This is a genomic window from Ruegeria sp. YTSC003 (assembly GCF_059609785.1).
Map to the genome: position 1 here is coordinate 178,175 of NZ_JBXWMK010000005.1, position 24,899 is coordinate 203,073.

26 protein-coding genes and 1 riboswitch are annotated in these 24,899 nt (G+C 57.4%); of the genes, 20 read left to right on the forward strand and 6 right to left on the reverse strand.

Features of this window, described 5'->3' with window-relative positions; all coding sequences use genetic code 11:
• Together fabB and fabA are read right to left on the reverse strand one after the other, a co-directional pair.
• Entirely contained in the window at positions 1-1,230 is a 1,230-nt protein-coding gene (fabB, locus tag AC2FFH_RS11870) for a beta-ketoacyl-ACP synthase I (protein ID WP_496767119.1), read from the reverse strand.
• A 31-nt stretch (positions 1,231-1,261) separates the two neighbouring features.
• Positions 1,262-1,771: a bifunctional 3-hydroxydecanoyl-ACP dehydratase/trans-2-decenoyl-ACP isomerase gene (fabA, locus tag AC2FFH_RS11875; RefSeq protein ID WP_282152633.1), complete on the reverse strand. Its 510-nt coding sequence runs from the start codon at positions 1,769-1,771 to the stop codon at positions 1,262-1,264.
• A 188-nt stretch (positions 1,772-1,959) separates the two neighbouring features.
• On the opposite strand from fabA, the gene irrA reads away from it, so the two are divergent.
• The gene (gene irrA / locus AC2FFH_RS11880) at positions 1,960-2,376 is read left to right on the forward strand and encodes an iron response transcriptional regulator IrrA (protein WP_109312620.1); all 417 of its coding nucleotides are present in this window, start codon (positions 1,960-1,962) and stop codon (positions 2,374-2,376) included.
• 1 nt (position 2,377) lies between these two features.
• On the opposite strand, the gene AC2FFH_RS11885 is transcribed toward irrA, so the two are convergent.
• Entirely contained in the window at positions 2,378-3,268 is an 891-nt protein-coding gene (locus tag AC2FFH_RS11885) for a LysR family transcriptional regulator (protein WP_496767118.1), read from the reverse strand.
• Positions 3,269-3,354: 86 nt separating this feature from the next.
• Here AC2FFH_RS11885 and AC2FFH_RS11890 point away from each other — a divergent pair, with 86 nt between their 5' ends.
• Entirely contained in the window at positions 3,355-4,152 is a 798-nt protein-coding gene (locus tag AC2FFH_RS11890; RefSeq protein ID WP_496726800.1) for a phytanoyl-CoA dioxygenase family protein, read from the forward strand.
• Between the two features lie 29 nt (positions 4,153-4,181).
• On the opposite strand, the gene AC2FFH_RS11895 is transcribed toward AC2FFH_RS11890, so the two are convergent.
• Complete coding sequence (locus AC2FFH_RS11895) at positions 4,182-5,045, reverse strand: hypothetical protein (protein ID WP_496844460.1); 864 nt, start codon at positions 5,043-5,045, stop codon at positions 4,182-4,184.
• Positions 5,046-5,165: 120 nt separating this feature from the next.
• Between AC2FFH_RS11895 and miaB the strand changes: the two genes are divergently transcribed.
• The 10 genes from miaB to cmk all read left to right on the forward strand — a co-directional run bounded on the left by miaB (position 5,166) and on the right by cmk (position 15,708).
• A complete protein-coding gene (gene miaB / locus AC2FFH_RS11900) occupies positions 5,166-6,485 on the forward strand; it encodes a tRNA (N6-isopentenyl adenosine(37)-C2)-methylthiotransferase MiaB (RefSeq protein ID WP_496844461.1) in 1,320 nt (439 codons plus the stop codon).
• 217 nt (positions 6,486-6,702) lie between these two features.
• Positions 6,703-7,434, forward strand: coding sequence for an outer membrane protein (locus AC2FFH_RS11905; protein WP_496740153.1), 732 nt, complete (start codon positions 6,703-6,705; stop codon positions 7,432-7,434).
• A gap of 154 nt (positions 7,435-7,588) precedes the next feature.
• Entirely contained in the window at positions 7,589-8,611 is a 1,023-nt protein-coding gene (locus AC2FFH_RS11910; RefSeq protein WP_496844462.1) for a PhoH family protein, read from the forward strand.
• Between the two features lie 39 nt (positions 8,612-8,650).
• Positions 8,651-9,145, forward strand: a complete 495-nt coding sequence (ybeY, locus tag AC2FFH_RS11915; RefSeq protein ID WP_496767114.1) for an rRNA maturation RNase YbeY — start codon at positions 8,651-8,653, stop codon at positions 9,143-9,145.
• Positions 9,146-9,181: 36 nt separating this feature from the next.
• Positions 9,182-10,069 carry a hemolysin family protein gene (locus AC2FFH_RS11920; RefSeq protein WP_496767113.1) on the forward strand — a complete coding sequence of 296 codons (888 nt, stop codon included), beginning with the start codon at positions 9,182-9,184 and terminating at the stop codon, positions 10,067-10,069.
• The gene (lnt, locus tag AC2FFH_RS11925) at positions 10,066-11,559 is read left to right on the forward strand and encodes an apolipoprotein N-acyltransferase (RefSeq protein WP_496844463.1); all 1,494 of its coding nucleotides are present in this window, start codon (positions 10,066-10,068) and stop codon (positions 11,557-11,559) included. Before AC2FFH_RS11920 ends, lnt begins: the two co-directional genes overlap by 4 nt.
• A gap of 45 nt (positions 11,560-11,604) precedes the next feature.
• Positions 11,605-11,653: riboswitch (SAM-SAH riboswitch) on the forward strand.
• 5 nt (positions 11,654-11,658) lie between these two features.
• Positions 11,659-12,840, forward strand: a complete 1,182-nt coding sequence (gene metK / locus AC2FFH_RS11930; protein ID WP_496767111.1) for a methionine adenosyltransferase — start codon at positions 11,659-11,661, stop codon at positions 12,838-12,840.
• A 104-nt stretch (positions 12,841-12,944) separates the two neighbouring features.
• A complete protein-coding gene (gene trmB / locus AC2FFH_RS11935) occupies positions 12,945-13,655 on the forward strand; it encodes a tRNA (guanine(46)-N(7))-methyltransferase TrmB (protein ID WP_496767110.1) in 711 nt (236 codons plus the stop codon).
• Positions 13,656-13,723: 68 nt separating this feature from the next.
• Positions 13,724-15,076: a 3-phosphoshikimate 1-carboxyvinyltransferase gene (gene aroA / locus AC2FFH_RS11940; protein WP_496844464.1), complete on the forward strand. Its 1,353-nt coding sequence runs from the start codon at positions 13,724-13,726 to the stop codon at positions 15,074-15,076.
• A 5-nt stretch (positions 15,077-15,081) separates the two neighbouring features.
• Complete coding sequence (gene cmk / locus AC2FFH_RS11945; RefSeq protein ID WP_496844465.1) at positions 15,082-15,708, forward strand: (d)CMP kinase; 627 nt, start codon at positions 15,082-15,084, stop codon at positions 15,706-15,708.
• Between the two features lie 24 nt (positions 15,709-15,732).
• Here the strand turns inward: cmk and AC2FFH_RS11950 are convergent, their stop codons facing one another.
• A complete protein-coding gene (locus AC2FFH_RS11950; protein ID WP_496844466.1) occupies positions 15,733-16,212 on the reverse strand; it encodes a YHS domain-containing (seleno)protein in 480 nt (159 codons plus the stop codon).
• Positions 16,213-16,430: 218 nt separating this feature from the next.
• On the opposite strand from AC2FFH_RS11950, the gene AC2FFH_RS11955 reads away from it, so the two are divergent.
• Both AC2FFH_RS11955 and AC2FFH_RS11960 read left to right on the forward strand, forming a co-directional pair.
• Entirely contained in the window at positions 16,431-16,955 is a 525-nt protein-coding gene (locus AC2FFH_RS11955; RefSeq protein ID WP_496844467.1) for a hypothetical protein, read from the forward strand.
• 306 nt (positions 16,956-17,261) lie between these two features.
• A complete protein-coding gene (locus AC2FFH_RS11960) occupies positions 17,262-18,950 on the forward strand; it encodes a tryptophan halogenase family protein (protein ID WP_496844468.1) in 1,689 nt (562 codons plus the stop codon).
• A gap of 95 nt (positions 18,951-19,045) precedes the next feature.
• Here the strand turns inward: AC2FFH_RS11960 and AC2FFH_RS11965 are convergent, their stop codons facing one another.
• On the reverse strand, positions 19,046-20,521 hold the full coding sequence (locus AC2FFH_RS11965) for a sulfatase family protein (protein ID WP_496844469.1): 1,476 nt from the start codon (positions 20,519-20,521) through the stop codon (positions 19,046-19,048).
• A 215-nt stretch (positions 20,522-20,736) separates the two neighbouring features.
• On the opposite strand from AC2FFH_RS11965, the gene AC2FFH_RS11970 reads away from it, so the two are divergent.
• The 6 genes from AC2FFH_RS11970 (at position 20,737) to AC2FFH_RS11995 (ending at position 24,886) form a co-directional block, all read left to right on the forward strand.
• On the forward strand, positions 20,737-21,012 hold the full coding sequence (locus AC2FFH_RS11970) for a DUF6525 family protein (protein ID WP_496844470.1): 276 nt from the start codon (positions 20,737-20,739) through the stop codon (positions 21,010-21,012).
• A 248-nt stretch (positions 21,013-21,260) separates the two neighbouring features.
• Positions 21,261-22,937, forward strand: coding sequence for a 30S ribosomal protein S1 (gene rpsA / locus AC2FFH_RS11975; protein WP_496844471.1), 1,677 nt, complete (start codon positions 21,261-21,263; stop codon positions 22,935-22,937).
• Positions 22,938-23,208: 271 nt separating this feature from the next.
• On the forward strand, positions 23,209-23,493 hold the full coding sequence (gene ihfB, locus AC2FFH_RS11980) for an integration host factor subunit beta (protein ID WP_037310872.1): 285 nt from the start codon (positions 23,209-23,211) through the stop codon (positions 23,491-23,493).
• 7 nt (positions 23,494-23,500) lie between these two features.
• Positions 23,501-23,851, forward strand: coding sequence for a lipopolysaccharide assembly protein LapA domain-containing protein (locus tag AC2FFH_RS11985; protein ID WP_496735491.1), 351 nt, complete (start codon positions 23,501-23,503; stop codon positions 23,849-23,851).
• An 11-nt stretch (positions 23,852-23,862) separates the two neighbouring features.
• The gene (locus tag AC2FFH_RS11990; RefSeq protein WP_496767105.1) at positions 23,863-24,504 is read left to right on the forward strand and encodes a phosphoribosylanthranilate isomerase; all 642 of its coding nucleotides are present in this window, start codon (positions 23,863-23,865) and stop codon (positions 24,502-24,504) included.
• Between the two features lie 46 nt (positions 24,505-24,550).
• A complete protein-coding gene (locus tag AC2FFH_RS11995; protein ID WP_496767104.1) occupies positions 24,551-24,886 on the forward strand; it encodes a hypothetical protein in 336 nt (111 codons plus the stop codon).
• Positions 24,887-24,899: the final 13 nt, after the last annotated feature.

A 24,899-nucleotide genomic window follows, 5' to 3' on the forward strand; every position in this document is an offset into this window, starting at 1 on the left:
TCACCCGTTATACTTCGACAGGATCATGGACCCGTTGGTGCCGCCAAAGCCGAAGCTGTTGGTCATCACACTATCCAATCCTGCGTTTTCAACTACTTGAGTTGCAATTTCACCGGGCAAGATGCCTTCGGCAAGCGTGTCGACATTGATCGACGGCGTAATAAAATCATTGTCCAGCATTAACAGGCAGAAGATCGTCTCCAGCGCGCCTGCCGCACCCTGTGCGTGTCCGGTCATCGACTTGGTCGATGAGATCGGGGGCACATTGCCTTCACCAAAGATTCGGCGCACGGCTTCAACTTCGCCAACGTCTCCAACCGGGGTCGAGGTGCCGTGGGCGTTGATGTAGCCGACTTTGCGCCCTTCGGGCATGGTCGACAGAGCCAGACGCATCGCGCGTTCGCCACCTTCACCGGATGGTGCCACCATGTCGTGGCCATCCGACGTGGCCGCATACCCAGTCACTTCGGCATAAATTTTTGCGCCGCGGGCCAGCGCGTGTTCCAGATCCTCAAGAACGACGATCCCGCCGCCGCCGGAGATGACGAATCCGTCGCGATCCTGGTCGAATGCCCGGGATGCTTTTTCCGGAGTGTCGTTGTACTTGGAGGACATGGCACCCATCGCGTCGAACAGGCAGGACAGGGTCCAGTCCAGTTCTTCTCCGCCACCGGCGAACATGACATCCTGTTTGCCCAGCATGATCTGTTCCGCCGCGTTGCCGATGCAATGCAGCGAGGTCGAGCAGGCCGAGGTGATTGAATAATTGATGCCCTTGATCTTGAACGCGGTCGCAAGGTTGGCCGAGATCGTCGAACACATGCATTTCGGCACGGCGAAGGGGCCGATACGCTTGGTCGCGCCGGTTTTCAGAACAGTCTGATGCGCCGTCAGCATTGCGCTGGTCGACGGACCGCCGGAACCGGCGACCAAACCGGTGCGCGGGTTCACGACCTGGTCTTCTGTCAGGCCAGCATCGGCGATTGCCTGATTCATGGCGATATGCGCGTATGCTGCACCGGGACCCATGAAGCGAAGGGTACGCTTGTCTACATGCTCAGCCGGATCGATCTTGAGCGTTCCGGCGATCTGACTGCGAAAGCCGTGTTCGACCATCTGCTCGTTGGCCTCGATGCCGGACTTTCCGGCCTTGAGAGAGGCCAATACTTCCTGGGCATTGTTCCCGATGGAGGACACGACCCCCAAACCGGTGACAACTACTCGACGCATGTGCGTGCTCCTTATTTCGGGCCGGTCAGGCTCAGGCTTCGGACAGAACGACTTTCATGTCTTTGACATCGTAAATCATTTCACCATCCGCTTCGACGATACCATCCGCCACACCCATGGTCAGGCGGCGGGTCTGGATCGCTTTTTTGAAGTCGATCTTGTAGGTCAGCATCTTGCGGTCCGGGCGGACCATGCCGGTCAGCTTGACCTCGCCGACGCCTACGGCCATGCCGCGTCCCTGCCAGCCACGCCAGCCCAGGTTGAAACCAGTCAACTGCCATAGGCCGTCCAGTCCCAGACAGCCGGGCATGATGGGGTTGCCGGGGAAGTGGCAATCAAAGAACCACAGGTCAGGGGTGATGTCGAATTCGGCCAGTATGTGGCCTTTGCCATGCGCGCCACCATCGGCCGAGACGTCGGTGATCCGATCCATCATCAGCATCGGAGGTGCAGGCAATTGCGCATTACCGGGGCCGAATAATTCGCCACGGGCGCATTTCAGCAGATCGTCCTTGTCAAAGCTGCTCGGGAATTGGGCCATTCTGCCGCCTCTCCTGCCAGGGGTCCGTTCGTTATATCTGGCCTCGTCTAGCACCCGTATGCAAGGTCCTGCAAGAGCAGCACGTCACATCCTGTTGTGCAGACGGCATTCTTTGCGAATGAATTTCATTTGAAATTACCCGAACACAGCACCTATATATGGTTCAGCAACAATTGGGTTTCGGATTGATGACACCTCAGAGCCAGAACAGAGCCACAGATTGGTTGGTTGACGCGGGGCTGCGCCCAACGCGCCAGCGTGTCGCTTTGGCCGAGCTTTTAGTCGGCGATGGTCGCCATCGGCATGTCACTGCCGAAAGCCTGTTTGAGGCGGCCAAAAAGAATGGGGACGCCGTATCTCTGGCAACGGTCTACAACACGCTGCGCGCGTTTTGTGAGGCCGGGGTTCTGCAGGAGATCACGGTTGATGGCTCGAAAAGCTATTTCGATACCAATACCCACGATCATCCGCATTTTTTCTGGGAAGACGAAAGCCGCCTGAGTGATGCGCCGTCGGATCAATTGGTGATTCAACGCCTGCCCGAAGCGCCCGAGGGCGTTGAAATCGCGTCGGTCGACGTAGTGATCCGTCTGCGGAAAAAGTAACTCAGGCCAACAACTCCATCAGAATCTGTTCCGCCTGCGCGATGTGCGGCTCTGTAGGGCCGATGCCGTGGCGGGCCAGAACCACAGGTTCCGCAGCGATGTCATCCAGGATTCGGCGACTGACCAGGGGGATTCCGTCATAGCTGACGTTCGAGGGCGGGGTGGCATAGCTGATCGCGACCCCCTCATGATGAGCGGCAAGACTGCGCTGGATTTCCAGCGTTGCCGCCCGGTGTGCCACTGAAGGTCGCAATCCGATCTGCCGAAACAGTCCAAGCACGTGCTGTGATGAGAGGCCTTCGTTTGACAGGATTAGCGGATGGGCGGCCAGCTCGCTCAGCGAAACAGACGGCACGTGCGCCAATGGGTGATCCGGGGCCATGATGGCATTTGGCCTGCTGGGGAAAAGGGTCTGCTGTTGAAATCCGGCATCCATGCTCATGCCGTATGTCAGCGCCAAATCTATACGCCCGTCAATCAGGCCAGATATCAGCCCTTCGAACCCGTCCACCTTGTACGAAACGGTCAAGTCCGGCAGTGCCACGCGAAGCGGGTGCAGCGCCTTGGCCAGCAAAAACGGGGCCAAATCCACGAAACACCCCAATCGCAACTGTGCCCAGGTTGCACTGACCTGATCCGCTTTCTCAAGCCGGGCCGCATTGGTCAGCAAGTTTTCCGCGTCTTCGATAAATCTGCGTCCTTGCGGGGTCAGCGCCAGCGCGGCCCCGCGTTTTCGCGAAAATAACGGATGACCAAGATGCGATTCGACGCGCGTCAGAGCGGTGGACAGCGCAGGTTGTGAGACATTCAGCTGTTGCGCCGCGGCAGACAAGCTGCCGAAGCGGCCGATAGCACAGACATATTCGTATTGGCGAAGTGAAATATATAACATGAAATTAAACCTAACTTAGAAAGATATTATTTGAACAGAGGGGGCATCCATGCGCAGATCGTCCTACCGCCGGCACGGAGACAGACATGACGCACCCCTTGGTTACTCACGAAATGATCGACACCTATCAACGGGACGGCGTTGTCCTGATCAAAGGGCTATTTGCCGATCACGTTGAGGCCCTGCGCGAAGGGGTGGCAGCGAATATGGCGGATCCCGGGCCGTATGCTTCCGAGAACAAGAAAGAAGGCCAGACGGGTCGGTTTTTCGACGATTATTGCAACTGGTCGCGCATTGAACAATTTCAGACGGTCATTCACGAATCCCCGGCGGCAGAAGTCGCGGCAGATTTGATGCAGTCGGATACAGTGCAGATGTTCCACGACCACGTTTTGGTCAAAGAGCCCGGAACCTCGATGGCGACGCCGTGGCATCAGGATGGGCCCTATTACTTTGTTGAAGGGCAGCAAACGATCAGCTTTTGGTCGCCGCTTGATCCGGTCACGCAAGCCACACTGCGCTGTGTGGCAGGCTCGCACCGGTGGGAGAAAGAGGTCTTGCCGACCCGCTGGGTTTCGGAAGACGGGTTCTTTCCCGACGAAGGCCAGTACATCCCGGCCCCGGACCCGGATGCCGAAGGGATGCGGGTTGTCGAGTTCGAGATGGAGCCGGGCGACGCGGTTGCTTTCAACTATCGCACGCTTCACGGCGCGCGAGGAAATCAATCCGACAGCCGCCGCCGCGCATTTTCACTGCGTTTGGTTGGTGACGATGCGCGATATGTCGAGCGGCCAGGCCGGACATCGCCGCCGTTTCCGGGGCATGACATGATTCCAGGCCAGCGCTTGCGCGAGGATTGGTTTCCGATGTTGCTGCGGCGGTGATCAGACACCGAAGAGGTCAAAGAGGCGGGTCAGAACCACTGGCCCGTTTCGATCAACCCCATCTCAAGCAACTGGTTTGACGACCATTCGAACGGGATCGAATTGCGCCAGCGGAATGTTGGAATGTCGAAGGTAGATCCTGCGTTGGTTTTCAAGGCTTTGGCTGCCCGGAACGAGCACACCGCAGCAGTCAAATTGTGGTGCCACGGGCAAGAATACGTATTGTATTCTTCGTCGTTAAACGTGTGATCCGGCCGCAATAACAATCCACTTTCGGATTTGAACAGGGCGATCCGGTCAATTCGGCGGTTTTGTGCGGGAACGTGTTCTTCGAACCGCCATCGTAAACCACCAGACATATCCAGCTGGCGCTCCTTCGGGTGCTTCATTGAATCCAGACGCGCCTGGGCAAAATACCCTGTGCGATCCATCATCGCGCGTTGAGGTGCGACGCCATTCGGGAATTCGTTCAGATCCTCGGCATACAGATCGACAACATGGCTCAGCATCGAGTCGCGGCGCTCTTCAGTGTGAAACGCCAGCATCTCTCCGATTGAACGCGTCTCGCAAAAGGGAAAGAAGAGGTACTCGGCGTTAAAGCAGTAATACATCCACAAACCTGGTGCCGCCTGAATGATCTTGTTGATCGTCTCAAACACGATGGTGCGGGGAACGCAGCTGAGAGTGACGCGGTGAACTTGATCCCCAAGTTCGGGGTCCAGCACAAATTCCTGCGGCATGAATACGATCAAAGACTCAAAGCCCAGATTCAGATGGTGACGGATGGTGCTATCAATTTCGACGTCATCTTCGACGAAAACCAACGCGAGGGGTCCCTTTGCCAAAGCGGCCTTGCCCGTTTGCAAAAAAGAGTCGAGAGATTCGTATTGCATTGCCTGTCCGCTGCCGCCTTGCTGGAGTTTCGGGTCAAAATCAGGTAATCGCGTCGCCATTGCAAGCGGCGTTCGTTGGGTATAGACGACGCCGATCCCGCGAATGCAAAGGCCGTTTTCATGTCAGAACCCAAAAAGCTGTACATCAAGACCTATGGTTGCCAGATGAACGTATACGACAGCGAGCGTATGGCGGAAACGCTGGGCGGTCAGGGTTACGTGGAAACCAAAAGCCCCGATGATGCGGATATGATCCTGCTGAACACCTGCCATATTCGGGAAAAAGCCGCGGAAAAAATCTATTCCGAGCTTGGCCGGTTCAAAGGTTTGAAGACTGAAAAGCCCGACCTCAAGATCGGTGTTGCGGGATGTGTTGCGCAGGCGGAAGGCGAAGAGATCATGCGTCGTCAGCCGATGGTCGACCTTGTTGTTGGCCCGCAAAGCTATCACCGCCTGCCCGAGATGGAGGCGAAGACGCAAACCGGTGCCAAGGCACTGGACACGGATTTCCCCGAAGAGGACAAGTTTGAGAAACTCAAAGGCCGACCAAAGGCCAAACGTGGTCCGACTGCGTTTCTGACGGTGCAAGAGGGCTGCGACAAGTTCTGTGCCTTCTGCGTGGTGCCGTATACGCGCGGTGCCGAAGTCAGCCGTCCCGCCGATCGTATCCTGCGCGAGGCGAACGATCTGGTCGAACGCGGGGTGCGCGAAATCACTCTGCTGGGGCAGAACGTCAACGCCTATCACGGCGCTGGTCCTAATGGTGACATGACGCTGGCCGGTCTGATCTGGGAGCTGAACAAGGTCGACGGGCTAGAGCGGATCCGGTTCACCACCTCACACCCCAACGACATGGCCGATGATCTGATCGAGGCGCACGGGACGTGCGACAAGCTGATGCCTTATCTGCATTTGCCGGTTCAGTCGGGTTCGGATCGCATCCTCAAGCGAATGAACCGCAGTCACACCGCCGAGAGCTATCTGCGCCTGATCGAACGTATTCGCGCCGCGCGCCCGGATATCGTGATGTCCGGCGACTTCATCGTCGGCTTCCCTGAAGAGACCGAAGAGGATTTTCAGGCCACCATGGATTTGGTGGAAGAGGTCAAATACGGATATGCGTATTCGTTCAAATACTCGACCCGCCCCGGAACACCGGCGGCTGAGCGGTCTCAGGTTGATCCTAAGGCTGCGGACGACCGTCTGCAGCGGCTTCAGGGGCTGATTACCCGTCACCAGCGCGAGATTCAGGACGCGATGGTTGGCCGGGACGTGAAAGTGCTGTTTGAAAAACCGGGTCGTCTGCCAGGTCAGATGGTCGGAAAATCCGAGTATCTTCATTCGGTTCACGTGTCTGACGCTGATGCCGCGGTGGGCGAATTGCGCGATGTCCGGATTATGTCCTCGGGTGCAAATTCACTGGCGGGTGCGTTGCGGTAACGCGTCCGTTATTTGGATTTTGGAAACCATACGGTTTTGTTAATTCCAAATTTACCCTTGATTTATTACTCGGAATTATGTTCCGAGAAAAATCAGGTCGCTTGGGGGGCGAGTGTTTTGCGCCTTTGGGAAACCTCATCTCTTGCCGGCGGGATGAGCAGGTCGGTGAATGGAAAGGGTACGAGTGAAGACTTTGAAACGTTTATCAGGGCGGCTGTTGAAATCCGCTCTTACCACCGCGATCGCTATTACGGCGCTTCCCGGTGTGACCGCTGCAGGCAATCTGGATCAAGGTCTCTCTGACCCTCCTGTCGTCAACCCCAAACGGTTCGGCAGTGACGTCAGCGCCTTTTACCTGGGTGCTACGGGCGCGTACGCTTTCGGAGGCGACGATCGATTTGGACTGACTGGACCCGGCGGAACCTCGGCAGTAGGTGACCTGGACCTGAGCGGTTCGTTGGGTGGCGTACGGGCCGGGTGGCGCGGCGTTTTGCCAGCGCGCGGTGGGCGCGACTATGTGTATGGGTTTGAGCTTGGATACGAGTTCGGCTCGCTTAGCGATGACGCCTCCAACCAGATCAACGGCCAGACAGTCACGGGCGGGTCTGAAATATCTGACGTGTTCTCGATTCGGCTGCGCAATGGTCTGACCAACAAAAGCGGTACAGTGTTGTATTTTGTGTCGGCTGGATATGTGAATGGCGACATCAACACAACAAGCAGACAGGCCGTCCAGGGGGGGTCTCAATTCTTCGAAAGTGGCGGCCGACGCAGCGGCTTTACCGCCAGCATCGGGGCCGAACATAACCTGACCGACCAATGGTCGATCACGGGTGAGTTCGAATACGTTCAATTCAGCGCGGAAAACGTGGATTTCGGCAATGGAACGTCGACCAGATCGACGCCGAAGTATCGCGGTCTGAAGTTGGGTTTGAATTATCGGTTCTGACACGCCGACTGAAACAGCGGCACCAACAGGAGCCGCGCACGGGCCGGGCGCATTGGCGGTTTTGCCATTTGGGCGGAAAAAATGAAACTGTGGCTTGCGCCCACCAAGACTTCCTGTCTACGCTCAAGGTGAAACGCCAAGACAGGAGAGCGGATTGGCCATCGGTGCCCTAAACCCACCGCAAGATGAAATGCCTCAGCGCGAAGCGTTTGTTGAGTTTCCAGACAACCGATTATTAATTGACCTGTGCGGGGAATATGACCGCAATCTGACAGATATTGAGCAAAAGTTATCTGTTCAAATTGTACGTCGCGGGAATCAGCTGGCCGTGATGGGTGACGAAGACGCCCAGAATCAGGCCATTGAGGTTTTGCAGGCGCTATACACGCGCTTGGAAGGCGGACGTGACGTCGAAGCGGCCGATGTGGACCGCGAGCTGCGGATGGGTGGCTCCGAGACGGGAACCGGCAGCCGCGACGGTGATCAGCTTGAGATGTTCAGAGGCGGCACGGTCGAAATCAAAACGCGCAAGAAACTGGTCGAGCCGCGCACGGATGCGCAAAAGGCATATGTCCAGTCCCTGTTCCAGAACGAGCTTGCCTTTGGGATTGGCCCTGCTGGTACAGGCAAGACCTATCTGGCCGTAGCCGCTGGCGTATCGATGTTTATCGGTGGCCACGTAGATCGGATCATTCTCAGCCGGCCTGCAGTCGAAGCTGGCGAAAAGCTGGGCTATCTGCCCGGTGACATGAAAGACAAAGTCGATCCTTACATGCAGCCGCTTTACGACGCATTGAATGACTTTCTTCCGGGAAAGCAGCTGGCCAAGCTGATCGAAGAAAAGCGAATCGAAATCGCGCCGCTGGCCTTCATGCGGGGGCGTACGCTGGCGAATGCGTTTGTTGTGCTGGATGAAGCTCAGAACGCCACGACGATGCAGATGAAAATGTTCCTGACGCGTCTGGGTGAAGGAAGCCGAATGGTGATCACCGGTGACCGCTCGCAGGTTGACCTGCCGCGCGGTGTTCAGTCAGGGCTGGCCGATGCCGAGCGTTTGTTGAATACGATACCAAACATCAGCTTCAACTACTTCACGTCCAAGGATGTTGTGCGCCACCCGCTTGTGGCCGCCATTATCGAAGCGTATGAGGCCGACTCGGGCCGCGAGAAAGCATAGTCGTCCCGGTTGCGGCCACAAGGCTTTGGACACGGTGAGATGAACCTGGAAGTGACGATCGAAGATGCGCGCTGGCAACAGCTTGAACCGTTGGCCGCGCGCGCGATAAAGGCAGTTTTGGACTTTTGCGATCTGGACGCCGAGCTGTGCGAAATCAGTCTGCTGGCCTGCGATGATGCGCGAATTGCTGACCTGAACGCGGAATTTAGGGATAAGCCCACGCCGACCAATGTGCTGAGTTGGCCAGCCGAAGATCTGGCCGCTGATGAAGCGGGGCAGAGGCCTGCCCGACCCACGCCAGACTTTACAGGCGAAATCGCGCTGGGCGACATTGCGATATCTTTCGATACTTGCGCCCGTGAAGCAGCCGACGCCAGCAAAACCATGGACGATCACGTCACGCATCTGATCATTCACGGAGTGTTGCACTTGCTGGGCTATGACCACATCCGTGACCCCGACGCCACTTTGATGGAAGGGGTCGAGGTCGAGATACTTGGCAAAATGGGTATAGATGACCCATATAGTATGTAATAGTGGCCGCATTGGCCGATCATTTGGAACAGGATTATGGGCGATACAGACGGCAGTTCTATGGCGGCGCAGAGCGCGCAACCGAAGGACAGCGGTGAAAATGCCAGCGAAAAAGCTGGCTTCTTTTCTCGAATAGTGGACGCGTTCTCGCCGCAGAGCGACGAAGAGGTCAGCGCAACCAATGGACATGAGGTCGACATGGTTCAGCCTCGCGGCATGATCAACCTGCGGCGAATGCGGGTCGAAGATGTGGCTATTCCCACGGCGGAAATCGTGTCCGTGCCCTCGACAATCAGCAAGGATGAACTGGCTCAGGTTTTCCGCGACAGCGGCCTGTCCCGTATCCCCGTCTATGAGGGAACGCTTGATACGCCTTTGGGGTTTGTACACCTGAAGGATTTTGCGCTTACGCACGGATTTAACGGCACGGGGTCAGAGTTTGATCTGGTCTCGATGCTGCGCACTTTGCTGTTTGTGCCGCCGTCGATGCCTATTGGCGTGTTGTTGACGAAGATGCAGACCGAACGCCGCCATATGGCGCTGGTGATTGACGAATACGGCGGTGTTGATGGTCTGGTGTCGATCGAGGATCTGATCGAACAGGTGGTCGGTGAGATTGCGGATGAGCACGATGCCGACGAAGGCCAACTTTGGATACAGGAAAAGCCCGGCTACTACGTCGTGCAAGCCCGCGTTCCGTTGGAAGAGTTCGAGGCCGAGATCGGGCGTTCTCTGACAAGTCACGAAGACGTGGACGAGGAAGAGATCGACACCTTGGGCGGATTGGTCTTCATGCTATCTGGTCGCGTCCCAGCACGGGGCGAGGTCGTATTGCATCCCGAAGGTCCTGAGTTCGAGGTGATTGACGCCGACCCGCGCCGGATCAAACGTCTGCGTGTCATGTTGCCGGATCGCGTTGAATGAACCCTGCACAGGGCTGGCCGTTTTGGTTGCGGTTAATATCCGCAGCTCTGCTGGGCGCGGTCGCGGCGTTTGGGCTTGCTCCGTTCGGCATTTGGCCGGCAACAGTGATCGCACTGATCCTGCTGTCGCCTCTGTTTCTTACGACTGAGACGCGGGCGAGGGCGGCGTGGTTGGGCTGGGCCTTTGCGACCGGGTATTTTGCGCATGCGCTCAGTTGGATTGTCGAGCCGTTCCTAGTTGATGTCCAGCGTCACGGATGGATGGCGCCCTTTGCCCTGACATTCATGGCAGGCGGCCTCGCGTTGTTTTGGGCGCTTGCTTTTTGGCTGGTGCGGCGTCCCGACAGCGATGGCGTATCACAGGCCGTGTTTCTGGCGATTTCAATCTCACTGCTGGAATTTGCCCGAGGGTATGTCCTGACGGGGTTTCCCTGGGCGGGGCTGGCGCAGGTCTGGGTGAATACACAGGTCGCGCAGCTATTGTCTCTGTTCGGGCCATATGGGCTGGGCGCGGTGACTTTGCTGGCGACTTTGCCGCTCGGGGCCGCGCTGTCGCGGCGCGATGGCTATGTGGTTCCGTCAGTCCTGACCGTTGGAACCGCGTGTTTCGCATTGATTTATGCCATGTCGCGCCCGGTTGTTACGGACACTGACAATGCTGTTCGCCTCATTCAACCAAATGCGCCCCAGCATCAGAAATGGGATCCGGATTACGCCCCGCTGTTTTTTGCCCGTCAACTAGAGTTCACAGCGGCGGCCCCGCGACCGGATTTGATTGTCTGGCCGGAAACCTCGATTCCTGCATGGCTGGGAAGCGCGCAGCCTTATCTGACCGCAATCGCCGACGCCGCGCAGGGGACGCCCGTATTTCTGGGAATTCAGAGAGGAGACGGCCCGCGCATCTACAATTCGATGATCTATCTGGATGAAGATGGCCGGCAGCAGGGGCTTTATGACAAGCATCATCTGGCACCCTTTGGCGAATATGTGCCATTTGGCGACATGTTGGCCCAGTTCGGAGTTTACGGAATGGCTGCCACTACTGGCAATGGCTTTAGTGCCGGACCGGGTGCTTCGCTGATGGACGCTGGCAAGCTTGGGAAAGCCCTGCCACTTATCTGCTATGAGGCAGTCTTTACTCAGGACGTCTTGTCTGCACCGGGTCGTGCCGATTTTTTGCTGCAGATCACCAATGATGCATGGTTCGGAACGCGCTCGGGGCCGTATCAGCATCTGGCACAAGCTCAGATGCGCGCCATCGAGCAAGGGTTGCCGATGATGCGGTCGGCCAATACCGGAGTGTCAGCGATGATTGACCCGCTGGGTCGTATTACCAGGGCCTTACCTCTGGGGCAGGCCGGTTTTCTCGATGCGACATTGCCCAAGGCGCTGGCCCCGACTGTGTACGCCCGGTTGGGTGATGCACCGGTATTTGTCGCGCTGTTGGCGTTTTTCGCGCTGTTTTGGCGCAACGCCAGAGAACAGCAATAGTATTTTCGGATTGACGCTGTGTTTCTTGATGCGTATCCCGTTGCATGCTCATTACAACGGCTTCCTGACGTGATGGGATAATCTTAATGGAGCACTTTCATGTCCCGACAGAACTACACATTTACTTCGGAGTCTGTTTCCGAAGGGCACCCGGACAAGGTTTGCGACCGGATTTCCGATGCCGTACTTGACGCATTTCTGAATGAAGAACCCGAAGCGCGCGTGGCGTGCGAAACCTTTGCTACGACCGACCGGGTCGTCATCGGTGGCGAAGTTGGTCTGTCTGATCAGGAAAAGCTGCACGATTACATGGGCCGCATCGACGAGATTGCGCGCGCCTGTATCAAAGACATCGGATACGAGCAGGACAAATTTCACCACGAAACCGTCGAGGTGACGAACCTGCTGCACGAACAGTCCGCGCACATCGCCCAAGGTGTGGATGCAGCGGCAGACAAGGACGAAGGTGCCGGTGACCAGGGCATCATGTTCGGTTATGCGACCACTGAAACGCCTGCGCTGATGCCGGCCCCAATCCAGTATTCGCACGCGATCCTGCGCCGTCTTGCCGAAGTGCGCAAGAATGGCAGCGAGCCCGCATTGGGCCCTGATGCCAAGTCGCAATTGTCGGTCATTTACCGTGACGGCAAACCTGTGGGTGTCAGCTCGATCGTGTTGTCGACACAGCACCTGGACGAAGCGCTGACTTCGGCCGACATTCGCGCGATTGTAGAGCCCTATATCCGTGAAACCCTGCCTGAAGGTTGGTTGAGCAACGATACCGAGTGGCACGTGAATCCCACGGGCAAATTCGTGATCGGTGGCCCGGATGGTGACGCAGGTCTGACTGGGCGCAAAATCATCGTAGACACCTATGGTGGCGCAGCGCCGCACGGCGGTGGCGCGTTCTCGGGCAAGGATCCGACCAAGGTGGACCGTTCGGCTGCGTATGCCGCGCGTTATCTGGCCAAGAACGTTGTGGCTGCCGGAATGGCAGAACGCTGCACGATCCAACTAAGCTATGCGATCGGCGTTTCCAAGCCGCTGTCGATCTACGCCGACACTCACGGCACTGGTGAAATCCCGGACGCAGAAATCGAAAAGGCTGTCGGTCAGGTCATGGATCTGACCCCGCGCGGCATCCGGCAGCACCTGCAGATGAACAAACCTATCTATCAGCGCACGGCGGCTTACGGCCACTTTGGCCGCGAACCCGAGGCGGATGGCGGTTTTAGCTGGGAACGGACCGATCTGGCCGATGCGCTGAAAGCGGCCGTCTGATCCGAATTATCAAAGCGCGCCGACATCGGCGCGCTTTTTTTTGTTGGCCGGTGATTACTACGCCCCTCTTGAACCAACCTCGGTGTCGCAGTATGGCCACCGCCATGAGCACCCAGACCCCACAACGCCCGCGCAGAAACTTCTATGGCCGCTTCAAAGGGAAAACCCTGAAGCCCAGCCAAAAGACGTATCTGAACGAAGACCTTGATGCACTGTCACCGGGTGCGGTGGATTGGGAAACCAATCCCGAACGCCATCCGCTGGATCTGAACGCTCTGTTCGATGGCAGGGACGTCTGGCTTGAGGTCGGCTTTGGTGGGGGTGAGCATCTTGTGCACCAGGCTGCCAGCAACCCCGATACCGGCATTATTGGGGCCGAACCGTATATCAACGGAGTCGCTATGCTGTTGGGTAAGATTCGTCAGGCCGGGGTCGAAAATCTGGCGGTGCATCCAGGCGATGTGCGCGATCTGTTCGATGTTCTGCCCGAGGCCAGCATCTCACGCGCTTTTTTACTTTATCCCGACCCTTGGCCCAAAACGCGGCACCACCGTCGCCGTTTCGTGACGCAGGAACATCTGGAGCCTTTGGCCCGCGCCCTGAAGCCGGGGTCTATTTTCCGCGTTGCTACCGACATTCCCGACTATGTGCGCCAGACGTTGGAAGAGGTGCCACGCGCCGGGTTCGAATGGCTGGCCGAGCGCCCTGCCGACTGGCGCGAGCCGTGGGATGACTGGATTTCCACCCGCTATGAACAAAAAGCCCTGCGTGAAGGCCGTACGCCACACTACCTGACCTTCCGCCGCAAAGACTGATTGCGGCTGGACCAACCGGCCCCAATTCGCTAATCCGCCTTGAACTGATAGCGAAAACAGGAGCCCCCATGTCCGGACACGGCACGCCCATCCCGATGACCTCGCATCCTTGCGGCCCGCTGACCGGAACGGCAGAGGTGCCCGGTGACAAGTCAATCTCGCATCGGTCGTTGATTCTGGGCGCGATGGCCGTGGGCGAGACCCGGATCTCGGGCCTGTTGGAAGGCGAAGATGTTCTGGACACCGCCAAGGCCATGCGCGCCTTCGGGGCCGAGGTTACTGACCATGGCGGCGGTGAATGGACTGTGCATGGTGTGGGCGTCGGTGGCTTTGCCGAACCCGATCAGGTGATCGATTGCGGCAACTCGGGCACCGGTGTTCGCTTGATTATGGGCGCGATGGCGACCTGTCCGATTTCGGCGACTTTTACGGGCGACGCGAGCCTGAACAAACGCCCCATGGCGCGGGTCACAGATCCGCTGGCTTTGTTCGGAACGCAATCGGTGGGCCGTTCAGGGGGGCGCTTGCCCATGACGATCGTTGGCGCGGCTGACTCCACTCCGGTGCGCTACGAGGTGCCCGTGCCTTCGGCCCAGGTGAAATCTGCAGTGCTTCTGGCTGGCCTCAATGCTCCCGGCAAAACCGTTGTGATCGAGAAAGAAGCCACACGTGACCATTCCGAGCGTATGCTGGCAGGCTTTGGCGCGGAAATCACCGTTGAGGACACTGATGAGGGCCGGGTGATCACTCTGACCGGTCGCCCCGAGTTGAAACCGCAGGTCATCGCCGTTCCGCGCGATCCGTCCAGCGCGGCCTTTCCGGTCTGCGCTGCGTTGCTCACGCCGGGGTCGGACGTTTTGGTGCCGGGCATCGGCCTGAACCCCACCCGTGCGGGGTTGTTCACCACGCTGCGCGAGATGGGTGCAGACCTGGCCTATGAGAATGAGCGCGAAGAGGGCGGCGAACCTGTCGCCGATCTGCGCGCAAAGTACTCGCCGAATATGAAGGGGATCGATGTTCCACCCGAACGCGCGGCCTCGATGATTGATGAATACCCGGTTTTGTCCGTGATTGCGGCAAATGCCACCGGCGTCACGATGATGGGCGGCGTAAAAGAACTGCGCGTAAAGGAAAGCGACCGGATCGACGCAATGGCTCGGGGCCTGCGCGCCAATGGTGTAACTGTCGAAGAAGGTGATGAATGGTGGTCGGTTGAAGGGCTGGGCATCGGCAACGTCCCCGGTGGCGGCACCTGCGAAAGCTTTCTGGACCACCGGATCGCCATGTCGTTCATGATTTTGGGGATGGGGGCCAAAAAGGGTGTAACCGTCGACGACGCGGGCCCGATCGCGACGTCGTTCCCGATTTTTGAACCTTTGATGGCCAAGTTGGGTGCGAAACTGCAACGAAATAATCGGTAGGTTTGATGTCGGATTCACAATTCACTATCGCCATTGATGGACCAGCTGCGGCAGGGAAGGGCACGATCTCAAAGGCGGTTGCGGCGCAATTTGGGTTCGCGCATCTGGACACCGGGCTTTTGTACCGCGCGGTCGGCAGGCGGACTTTGCAGGGACTGGAGCCGATTGCGGCAGCACAAGCTCTGACCCCCGAAGAGTTGGAGCAGGGCGATTTGCGCACGGCCGAGATCGCGCAGGCGGCCTCAAAAGTAGCTGTAATCCCCGAGGTTCGGGCCGCGTTGGTTGACTTCCAGCGCGCTTTCGCACGCCGCAGTGGGGGCGCTGTGCTGGACGGTCGCGACATCGGTACGGTAATTTGTCCCGAGGCCGAGGTGAAACTGTTCGTCACCGCCAGCCCCGAAGTTCGGGCTGAGCGTCGTTTTCTTGAGCTCAGCGCGAAGGGCAGTGATATCACGCGCGAACAGGTGCTGTCGGACGTAAAAGAACGCGACGCGCGGGATACGGAACGCAGCACCGCGCCCATGAAGCCAGCAGAGGATGCAGTCTTGCTGGACACGTCAGATCTGAGCATCGAAGCTGCCTTAGCAAAGGCTGTCGAGATCATCGAGAAGGCAAGGCCCGCAAAATCGTAACTTCGCGGGCCTTTGGCTATTAGATTACAGCTCTCCGACCGCGATGCTTTTGATCTTGGACCACTGATTGTCCGCGGTTTCAGATGTGGCAGAGACATCTTCAAGGAACGCCGCGCGAGTATCTGCGTTCAGGAACAGATACAGCTTTCCGTCAGCCACAAGGTATTGATCCGGATCGCCGTCGAATTTTTTGCCGACAGAAACGCCGAACGAACAGAACCCGCCATGTTGTGGCAGGTAGGCCGCCGGGTTGGCCTCGAACGCTTCGCGGTTGGCGGCGCTGGTGAAGTAATAAGATGCGCCGTCATAAGTGGCCGAGTGGGTGGCAAAGCCATCGACCGGGTTGCCGTCGTTAACGAGAGTCACCAGATCGACCCCATGCGCGGCAAGCGGCGCACCGGCGGCAGAAATACCGTTTGATACGTTGATCTCATCCGCAGCAAAGGCCGGGGCTGCGATCAGGGGCAATGTGGCGATCAGGGTGATAAGAACGAGAGATTTCATTTGTGTTTCCTTTCCGGTTCAGCGTCCGGCCAGCAGGTCTGCCAGCCGCTGAACCAAAGCTAGGAACTAGGTTCTGAACGAGCTATCGCAGAAAGCCCTGAGTATCTTGCAGATCGTTCAAAGCTGTCGGTGCCTTCGAAATACTGTTCACCAAGCTTTGTTTGGTCAGGTCTGTGCCTCGACCCTATTGTCGGCCTATAGCCTGCAGGAGTGATGCCATGATCCGACTAGCCTTATTGATGATTTTCCTTGCCGGAAGTGCATTCGCTCAAGAGACGGCTGAGCCGGAACCCCCGATGACGTATGAGCGGTTGGGAAAGATCATCTTTGCGCTCGATCCTGACGCGAAACCGTTTGGACCGGGGTTTGAGCTGAAGGTTGGGGACGTAACGGTGCTGGTCGTTACGGATATCAATGCGGATCGGATGCGGGCCATGGTCGCGATTGGCAGCGCCGAAGATTTGTCGCCCGCTGACCTTGAACGCGTGATGCAGGCGAATTTTGACAGTACGCTAGACGCGCGTTACGCGCTCGCGAATGGTATCTTGTGGGCTGCGTACATCCATCCGCTATCCCGGCTGGACAAGAACCAACTGATCTCGGGGCTGGCCCAGACAGTGAATATCGCCAAGACTTATGGCACCTTCTACACCGGTGGCGCGGCGGAATTCGGAGGGGGCGACAGCCAGGATTTGCAGCGCGATCTGATCGAAGAGCTTCTGAAAAAAGGTGAGGAAATCTGACACGCGCCCGGGAATTGCGTTTGCTCTGATTTCAAGTTGCCGCGCAGAAGCTGCGGTCCATCGGCGGCCCGGTTTGCCTTTAACGCATCGCGGTTATGTGTACTGGCCGGGGCAGCGTGCCGTGACCGAGCGTCGCTTTGCCGAAAGAAGGAAAGTACATTCAGGTCAGGGCGCGCTAGACCCTAGCTGGACGCAGGAAACCTGCTATGCTTTGCCCATGCCAGAAGGGAAGGCTGCCATACAATCCTCAAAAACAAAAAGGGGAAGCAGCCAAAAAATCCCTCAAGCCAACAGGGACAGAACAATATGAATAATCGTTTGCGTAAGATCACTATCGTGGGTGGTGGCACGGCGGGTTGGATGACCGCGCTGATACTGGACATGGTGTTTTCACGCACCTCGGCCCCCAAGGATCGTCCGCGCATCTGCCTGATCGAAAGCCCCAATATCGCCACGGTTGGCGTAGGTGAGGCCACGGTGCCGCGCATGCCGGTCACGCTGCGCCAAGCGGGCATTTCCGAGCGGGATTTCTTCCGCGAGACCAATGCGTCGTTCAAGCTGGGTGTGAAGTTCTGCAATTGGAACAAGGACGCAAAAGGCAATCGCATCGATTACGTGAACCCTTTTGCCCACGGTCAGTTGTTGGAAGGATTGGAAGCCGCCGAGTATTTCTTACGCTTTGGCAACGGCGATAGGGATTTTACACAGTCCATCTCGCCGCATGACGATCTGGCCCGCCTGTGCAAGGGCGGACGACCGCTGGGTCAACCCGAGTTCGAGCAACGGTTTGGCTATGCATATCATCTGGACGCTGTGAAGTTTGCAGGCATGCTGACCAAGGTCTGCACCAAGCGCGGGGTGGAGCACATTCAGGATGAGGTGCAGACGGTTGAGCTGGATGAACAGGGCAATGTCAGCCATCTGATGTTAGAGCGTAAGGGCCGCCACGACATCGAGATGGTCATAGATTGCACCGGGTTCCGAGGTTTGATCATCAACAAAGCACTGGGTGAGCCGTTTATGGATTACTCGGATTACCTGCCCAACGACCGTGCCATGGCGTTGCAGATCGAACATCCCGACCCAGAGAAAATCGAAAGCGTCACACGCTCTACCGCACTGGGTGCGGGGTGGACGTGGCGGGTTCCGCTCTACAACCGTGTGGGCACAGGCTATGTGTATTCATCGGCGCATCGCACGGATGATCAGGCGGCCGATGAATATCTTGAATGGCTAGGCGACAGCGGAAAAGGTTTGACACCGCGTGTGATTCCAATGCGCATCGGGCGCGTGCGCAATGCCTGGGTCAAGAACTGTCTGGCCATCGGTTTGTCCGGCGGGTTCATTGAACCGTTGGAAAGTACTGCAATCCATATGGTTGATCATGCGGTGCGCTGGTTCGCAGAACACCTACCTACACGCGATATCGAACCATCGCTGCGGGCAAGATATAACCGGCAAATGAACAAGATGTATGACGAGGTCCTGGATTTCATCTGTCTGCACTATCGCCTGGGCAACCGCACGGATGATCAATATTGGATCGATGCGCGCACAGAGATGAAGATACCGGATCGTTTGGCCGAAAACCTGGAATTGTGGCAGCACCGCCTGCCCATGGAACACGATGTCGAATTTGCCACACTGTTTAATTTCCGCGTTTATCAGACGGTTCTTTTGGGCAAGCAGGTCTATGAGACCGGCTATGGGACTGGCATCCGTGATCGTCTGCGGCCGTTGAAGAAACCGATTTGGTTCCAGTGGTGGAAGGGCGCGAAGGTGGATCTTGCGCAGATCCTCAAGGCGATGCCGGATCACAAAACACTGCTGCGCGATATCCGAGGAGAGCTGGAGCAACCGCCAGCCTTTGGTATGGCGGCTGCGATGCAACCGACCGTCGCGATGCCGGGCGAACAACTTGCACCCGTGGCAATCCAGAACATGCCGAACCTTGCCGAAATCCAAAGCGGCAAGAAGGACCTGCAACTGTTCTAGAAGGTCCTAGCGCTCCGCGCAGCTTTGCGGTGGTGGCAGCATTGAACTGCGCTGCGCGGACCGAGGACCCACTGGAGAAATGCAAAATACCTGCGTTAAAGCGCGGGTCCTTTACGCAGCTTTTCCTGCTCGGACGGGGCCGGCGTGTGATTGAAGACAAAGGCCGTGCGGCAGGCTTCTTCTCCGCCCAGGTCTTCGATTTTCTTTCGCTGGTCGGCAAAGGCGCGGGCGTTTACCTCTTCGGGGTCACAGATTTCGCGCAGGCGGCGTTCCCCTTCGACCAGCGCAGTCTGAACCTGCGGGTCATTTACCCGATCCAGCGCGCGGTTGGTCTGTTCTTGAGGATCGGTTGACAGGTCGAACAATTGCGGGGGCTGTCCGACATAATAGACGTATTTCCATTCGCCCCATCGCACCATGAAACTGCCGGTTTTTGACCCACCATCGTGGTATTCGCTGAAACCGGTCCGATCGAGGTCGTCCGGCGCATTAGCCAATCCGATCAGAGACAAGCCGGGTTGACCCGCGTTGCCGTCGTCGTCTTCGACGCCGCAGACATCCCGGGCGGTTGCAGCGATATCGGTCAGGTTGGTACATGTGGTAACACGTCGCTCCGACGGGATACCCGGGCCGGCCGCGATCATCGGAATTCCTGCACTGGCCTCATACATCACCTGTTTGGTCCAAAACCCCTGATCCCCCATCATGTCACCGTGGTCGGATACATAGATCACCACCGTATTTTCGGCCTGATCACTGTCGGACAGGGCTTTCAGGACGCGCCCCACGCAATCATCCATCAATGAGGTCAGGCCATAATAAGCCGCCTTGGCTTCGCGCATTTTCTGTTCGTCGAAGTAATCTTCGTAGTTGAAGAACGCGGCGATGTTGCGCAGCTCTTCATGATCGGGCAGCCCTTTGCCATACCCGACGGGCAGATCCATCTGGGCTGGATCGTAAAGATCGTACCATTCCTTGGGACAGGTCAGGGGGTAGTGTGGGCTGACCAGCGACACAAATGCAGCCCAGGGTTTGGCTTGGCGCGCGGGATCGGCCAGCCAGGCCTCGGCTGCTGCGGTAATGTCCAGATCATAATCGGTATAGGTGCTGGACCCGACGCCCACATCGCCCGCCAGCTCGGAGGCCGAATCATAGTCTGGTGGGTTTTCGCGCAAAAGCCCAACGGCCCAGCCGACACCTCCAACCACGTGCATCGGCAGGATTTCCTCCGAGAAGCCATTGTCGTCTTGGTTGGACCTGAAATGCAGTTTTCCAATAGAGACGACCTCGCGCCCGGCGTCGCGCACCTGCCTCATCCAGCTGCGCGGATGTCCGTCATAGGGTGTTGCGCTGTCCCAGTTTCCTGTCGTGTGAACCCAGTCTCCGGTCGCTAGCGCCGCCCGTGTGGGTACGCACATGGGCGAAGGCGTGTAGGCGGACTCAAACATCGTTCCGCGCGCGGCCAGTGCATCCAGATTGGGCGTTTTGACAATCGGATGGCCAGCGCATCCCATTGCGTCTTTGCGGTGTTCGTCTGAAATGATGACGAGAAAGTTCAGGTCTTGACGCATGAGATCCTCCAACTTTTTCAAAGCTTCGCAAGTGGCGCAGACTTTGCTGTTCGAAACACGACATTCTTCGCAGGAATCGGGAGTTGCGCCTAACGAGAGTGGTTGCACATGGTTTATTCTAATGTAATAACATAGCAAAACTATCGAGCGAGCATGACGATATCCGTTGACACCCGACAGTCTAGGTACGTGCGCGCCGATGAACGGAGCGCACAATGACTGACCGCAGAAAGAACCGAAACCTGCGCAGCCGGATCAAACGCCGCCGGCGGACGGGATTGCCAATGCAGGCCTATGACGCGTTGCCTGCCGAATTGCGATTGTGGCTTGCCTCGGCTTGTTTGCCGTGGAGCCCGGCCTCGGCGCTGCGCATTTGGCATAAAGAAGGCGGCGCGCATAGTCCCGATGATGCCTATTCGCGATTGAATGCGATTGAGCAGTCCATGTTGCAACGGGACGGGTGCGTTTGGGACATGGCGCGCCGAGTGTGACGGCGGCCGATGCCCTGTATATCAAGGCTTTCCTCTTGCACATGTCGAGAATTCGGCTTATACGCGCGCTGTCAACACAAGGGCGGTCAACGTCCGGATGACGTTACTGAGCAGGGCCGGGTCACCTCGGCCCTTTGTGTTTGTTTGCTCAGGGGCGCACCGGATCACGTCCGATGACACCATGAAACAAGACCGGCGGAGACAACCGCTCGGCCAGTAAAAACGTATGTAAAGGAAAACACTGCCAGATGGCTGATACAACCATGGAGGAATTCGAAGCCCTCCTGAACGAAAGCTTCGAAATGGACACGCCCGAAGAGGGTTCTGTTGTCAAAGGCAAGGTTCTGGCGATCGAAGCCGGCCAAGCCATCATCGACGTTGGCTACAAAATGGAAGGCCGCGTTGATCTGAAAGAATTCGCGAATCCCGGCGAAGCTCCTGAAATCGCTGTTGGTGACGAGGTAGAAGTCTACCTGCGCGCCGCAGAGAACGCCCGTGGCGAAGCTGTCATCTCGCGCGAGATGGCCCGCCGTGAAGAGGCATGGGACCGTCTGGAAAAAGCATATGCCGACGACCAGCGCGTCGAAGGTGCAATCTTTGGTCGCGTCAAAGGTGGCTTCACCGTCGATCTGGGTGGCGCAGTTGCGTTCCTGCCCGGCTCGCAGGTTGACGTTCGCCCCGTGCGCGACGCTGGCCCGCTGATGGGTCTGAAGCAGCCGTTCCAGATTCTGAAAATGGACCGCCGCCGTGGCAACATCGTTGTGTCGCGCCGCGCTATCCTGGAAGAATCGCGTGCCGAACAGCGTGCCGAAGTCATTGGCAACCTGACCGAAGGTCAGACCGTCGAAGGCGTGGTCAAGAACATCACCGAATACGGTGCGTTTGTTGACCTGGGCGGCGTTGACGGCCTGCTGCACGTCACCGACATGGCATGGCGCCGTGTGAACCACCCGTCCGAGATCCTGACGATCGGCGAAACCATCAAGGTTCAGGTCATCAAGATCAACAAAGAGACCCACCGCATCAGCTTGGGCATGAAGCAGCTGCAGGAAGATCCATGGGATCTGGTTGCTGCGAAATACCCGCTGGGCTCGGTCCATCAGGGTCGCGTCACCAACATCACCGACTACGGCGCGTTCGTCGAGCTGGAAGCCGGTGTCGAAGGTCTGGTGCACGTGTCCGAGATGTCCTGGACCAAGAAAAACGTCCACCCCGGCAAGATCGTTTCGACCAGCCAGGAAGTCGACGTCATGGTTCTGGAAATCGACGGTGCCAAGCGTCGCGTATCTCTGGGCCTGAAGCAGACCATGCGCAACCCGTGGGAAGTGTTTGCAGAAACACACCCCGAGGGCACCGAAGTCGAAGGCGAAGTCAAGAACATCACCGAATTTGGTCTGTTCATTGGCCTCGAAGGCGACATCGATGGCATGGTTCACCTGTCCGACCTGTCGTGGGACGAACGTGGCGAAGATGCGATCCAGAACTACCGCAAAGGCGACATGGTTTCGGCCGTTGTCTCGGAAGTTGACGTGGAAAAAGAGCGTATCTCGCTGTCGATCAAAGCCCTGGGTGGTGACAAGTTCGCAGAAGCCGTTGGCGGCGTGAAGCGCGGTTCGATCATCACTGTAGAAGTCACTGCGATCGAAGATGGCGGCATCGAGGTGGAATACGAAGGCATGAAGTCCTTCATCCGTCGTTCCGACCTGTCGCGTGATCGTGCAGAGCAGCGCCCCGAGCGTTTCTCGGTTAACGACAAGATCGATGTCCGCGTCACTAATGTCGACAGCAAGACTCGCCGTCTGGGTCTGTCGATCAAGGCACGTGAGATCGCCGAAGAGAAAGAGGCCGTGGAACAGTACGGTTCTTCCGACTCGGGCGCATCGCTGGGCGATATCCTGGGTGCAGCGCTGAAATCCGGCGACTAAGCTCAGGTTGGATTTTCAGCCGAGTTTACGGCCCCGTGCAGACGCGCGGGGCCGTTTTTGTTGCGAATCAATATGTTCCAAAATTTGGGCTTATTGCGGCCGTCGTTCACGCTTTAAGAGCGGATTTTGCCTGAACAAGCAAAAAATCGCGCGACTTTGCTGTAAAATGAATGCTTTGCACACAGAGTTTACGTTCCCCCGATCACGGTTTTTTCCTATACTGTCCAGAAGTATAGACATGGTTAACCGGTCGCCTGGGAGGGTAACACTCATGATCCGTTCAGAACTGATTCAGAAAATCGCCGACGAAAACCCACATCTCTATCAGCGTGATGTCGAGCGGATTGTGAATACCGTGTTCGAAGAAGTGACAGATGCTATGGCGCGTGGCGACCGTGTTGAACTGCGCGGCTTCGGTGCCTTCTCGGTCAAACAACGTGACGCGCGTGTTGGCCGCAATCCTCGTACGGGTGAGACCGTGCAGGTCGAAGAAAAATGTGTTCCATTCTTCAAAACTGGCAAGTTGCTAAGGGACCGATTGAACGGTAAAGCCTGACACCATGATGCGTTACCTTCGATATGCTTTCCTGGCGATCCTCGGGATCGTTCTTGTGTCAATCTCGCTGGCCAATCGCCAGATCGTCGAGTTGAAGCTGATGCCGGATGCCCTGGCCGAGTTGCTGGGGCTCAATTTCTCAACGTCTTTGCCACTGTTCATCGTGGTGCTGGGCGGCGTCGTGGCCGGTCTGATCATCGGCTTCCTGTGGGAATGGCTGCGCGAGCATAAACACCGCCGCGATGTCTCGACCAAGACCGGAGAAGTGCGCAAGCTTGAGCGTGAGGTCAAAAAGCTCAAGAAAAAGCAGAATGAGGGCAAAGACGACGTTCTGGCTCTGCTGGACGAAGCCAGCTAAGGCACCTTTATATGACCGATGTAGCTGTAAAAATCTGCGGGCTAACCGCACCCGATCACGTGCGCGCTGCGGCTGATGCCGGTGCACGCTACGTCGGCTTTGTCTTTTTCTCAAAATCGCCACGGCATCTGGACCTTGATGCCGCGGCAGGGCTGTCGCAGCTTGTTCCTGCAGGCGTGGCCAAGGTCGCGCTGACCGTGAATGCGACGGACGAAGAACTGGACCGTATCATCGCACGCGTGCCCTTGGACATGTTGCAATTGCATGGCAAGGAAACACCCCAGCGGGTTTCAGAAGTACGCGACAGGTTTGGCCTGCCGGTGATGAAGGCAATCGGCATCGCCGAGGCTGAGGATCTGAGCGCGATTGATCTGTATTCTGAAGTGGCTGATCAATTGCTGATCGACGCGAAGCCGCCGCGCACCTCCGAACTGCCGGGTGGCAACGGGCTTGCCTTTGACTGGAGATTGCTGGCAGGCCGGAAATACTGGCGAAAGCCGTGGATGCTGGCCGGGGGACTTACTCCGGACAACGTCGCCGAGGCGATCCGTATGACCGGCGCAAAACAGGTTGATGTGTCTTCCGGCGTCGAAAGTTCGCCCGGAGTTAAAGACTCCATTAAGATTTCTGAATTCGTTTCCGCCGCCCATTGATCTGCTTGCTGACCTCCCCCGTATATAACGTCGGGGAGGAACAAAGATGCTTGCAGCGATTGGCGGGGTTACCCTGAACCATTGGTACAACGCGCCAGAGTTCTTTTGGCGTGCAGGACAGGCATTGAAGCAGGCGCGCGGAGACCCATTATGCGAGCATGCGCAGATGTTCCCTCACGGTGGGCTCTACTTTTCACTCAGTGTTTGGCAAGACGCCGAGGCCATGCTGACATTTGCCCATTCGGGACCACACAGGCGCGTTCTTGCGGTGTCAGACCGGTTGTCCATCACGCACGAGTTCCACCATTTCTCATGCATTGCTGTTCCAACCGAAGAACAGGCCCTGCGGATCTGGAAGCATCGATACAGGCCCACAGAATGATACGTTTTGCCAT

Coding starts and splice junctions, on each gene's coding strand:
- fabB (WP_496767119.1), bottom strand. CDS start 1,230: ATGCGTCGAGTAGTTGTCACCGGTTTGGGGGTCGTGTCCTCCATCGGG.
- fabA (WP_282152633.1), bottom strand. CDS start 1,771: ATGGCCCAATTCCCGAGCAGCTTTGACAAGGACGATCTGCTGAAATGC.
- irrA (WP_109312620.1), top strand. CDS start 1,960: ATGACACCTCAGAGCCAGAACAGAGCCACAGATTGGTTGGTTGACGCG.
- AC2FFH_RS11885 (WP_496767118.1), bottom strand. CDS start 3,268: ATGTTATATATTTCACTTCGCCAATACGAATATGTCTGTGCTATCGGC.
- AC2FFH_RS11890 (WP_496726800.1), top strand. CDS start 3,355: ATGACGCACCCCTTGGTTACTCACGAAATGATCGACACCTATCAACGG.
- AC2FFH_RS11895 (WP_496844460.1), bottom strand. CDS start 5,045: ATGCAATACGAATCTCTCGACTCTTTTTTGCAAACGGGCAAGGCCGCT.
- miaB (WP_496844461.1), top strand. CDS start 5,166: ATGTCAGAACCCAAAAAGCTGTACATCAAGACCTATGGTTGCCAGATG.
- ybeY (WP_496767114.1), top strand. CDS start 8,651: ATGAACCTGGAAGTGACGATCGAAGATGCGCGCTGGCAACAGCTTGAA.
- AC2FFH_RS11920 (WP_496767113.1), top strand. CDS start 9,182: ATGGGCGATACAGACGGCAGTTCTATGGCGGCGCAGAGCGCGCAACCG.
- lnt (WP_496844463.1), top strand. CDS start 10,066: ATGAACCCTGCACAGGGCTGGCCGTTTTGGTTGCGGTTAATATCCGCA.
- metK (WP_496767111.1), top strand. CDS start 11,659: ATGTCCCGACAGAACTACACATTTACTTCGGAGTCTGTTTCCGAAGGG.
- trmB (WP_496767110.1), top strand. CDS start 12,945: ATGAGCACCCAGACCCCACAACGCCCGCGCAGAAACTTCTATGGCCGC.
- aroA (WP_496844464.1), top strand. CDS start 13,724: ATGTCCGGACACGGCACGCCCATCCCGATGACCTCGCATCCTTGCGGC.
- cmk (WP_496844465.1), top strand. CDS start 15,082: ATGTCGGATTCACAATTCACTATCGCCATTGATGGACCAGCTGCGGCA.
- AC2FFH_RS11950 (WP_496844466.1), bottom strand. CDS start 16,212: ATGAAATCTCTCGTTCTTATCACCCTGATCGCCACATTGCCCCTGATC.
- AC2FFH_RS11955 (WP_496844467.1), top strand. CDS start 16,431: ATGATCCGACTAGCCTTATTGATGATTTTCCTTGCCGGAAGTGCATTC.
- AC2FFH_RS11960 (WP_496844468.1), top strand. CDS start 17,262: ATGAATAATCGTTTGCGTAAGATCACTATCGTGGGTGGTGGCACGGCG.
- AC2FFH_RS11965 (WP_496844469.1), bottom strand. CDS start 20,521: ATGCGTCAAGACCTGAACTTTCTCGTCATCATTTCAGACGAACACCGC.
- AC2FFH_RS11970 (WP_496844470.1), top strand. CDS start 20,737: ATGACTGACCGCAGAAAGAACCGAAACCTGCGCAGCCGGATCAAACGC.
- rpsA (WP_496844471.1), top strand. CDS start 21,261: ATGGCTGATACAACCATGGAGGAATTCGAAGCCCTCCTGAACGAAAGC.
- ihfB (WP_037310872.1), top strand. CDS start 23,209: ATGATCCGTTCAGAACTGATTCAGAAAATCGCCGACGAAAACCCACAT.
- AC2FFH_RS11985 (WP_496735491.1), top strand. CDS start 23,501: ATGCGTTACCTTCGATATGCTTTCCTGGCGATCCTCGGGATCGTTCTT.
- AC2FFH_RS11990 (WP_496767105.1), top strand. CDS start 23,863: ATGACCGATGTAGCTGTAAAAATCTGCGGGCTAACCGCACCCGATCAC.
- AC2FFH_RS11995 (WP_496767104.1), top strand. CDS start 24,551: ATGCTTGCAGCGATTGGCGGGGTTACCCTGAACCATTGGTACAACGCG.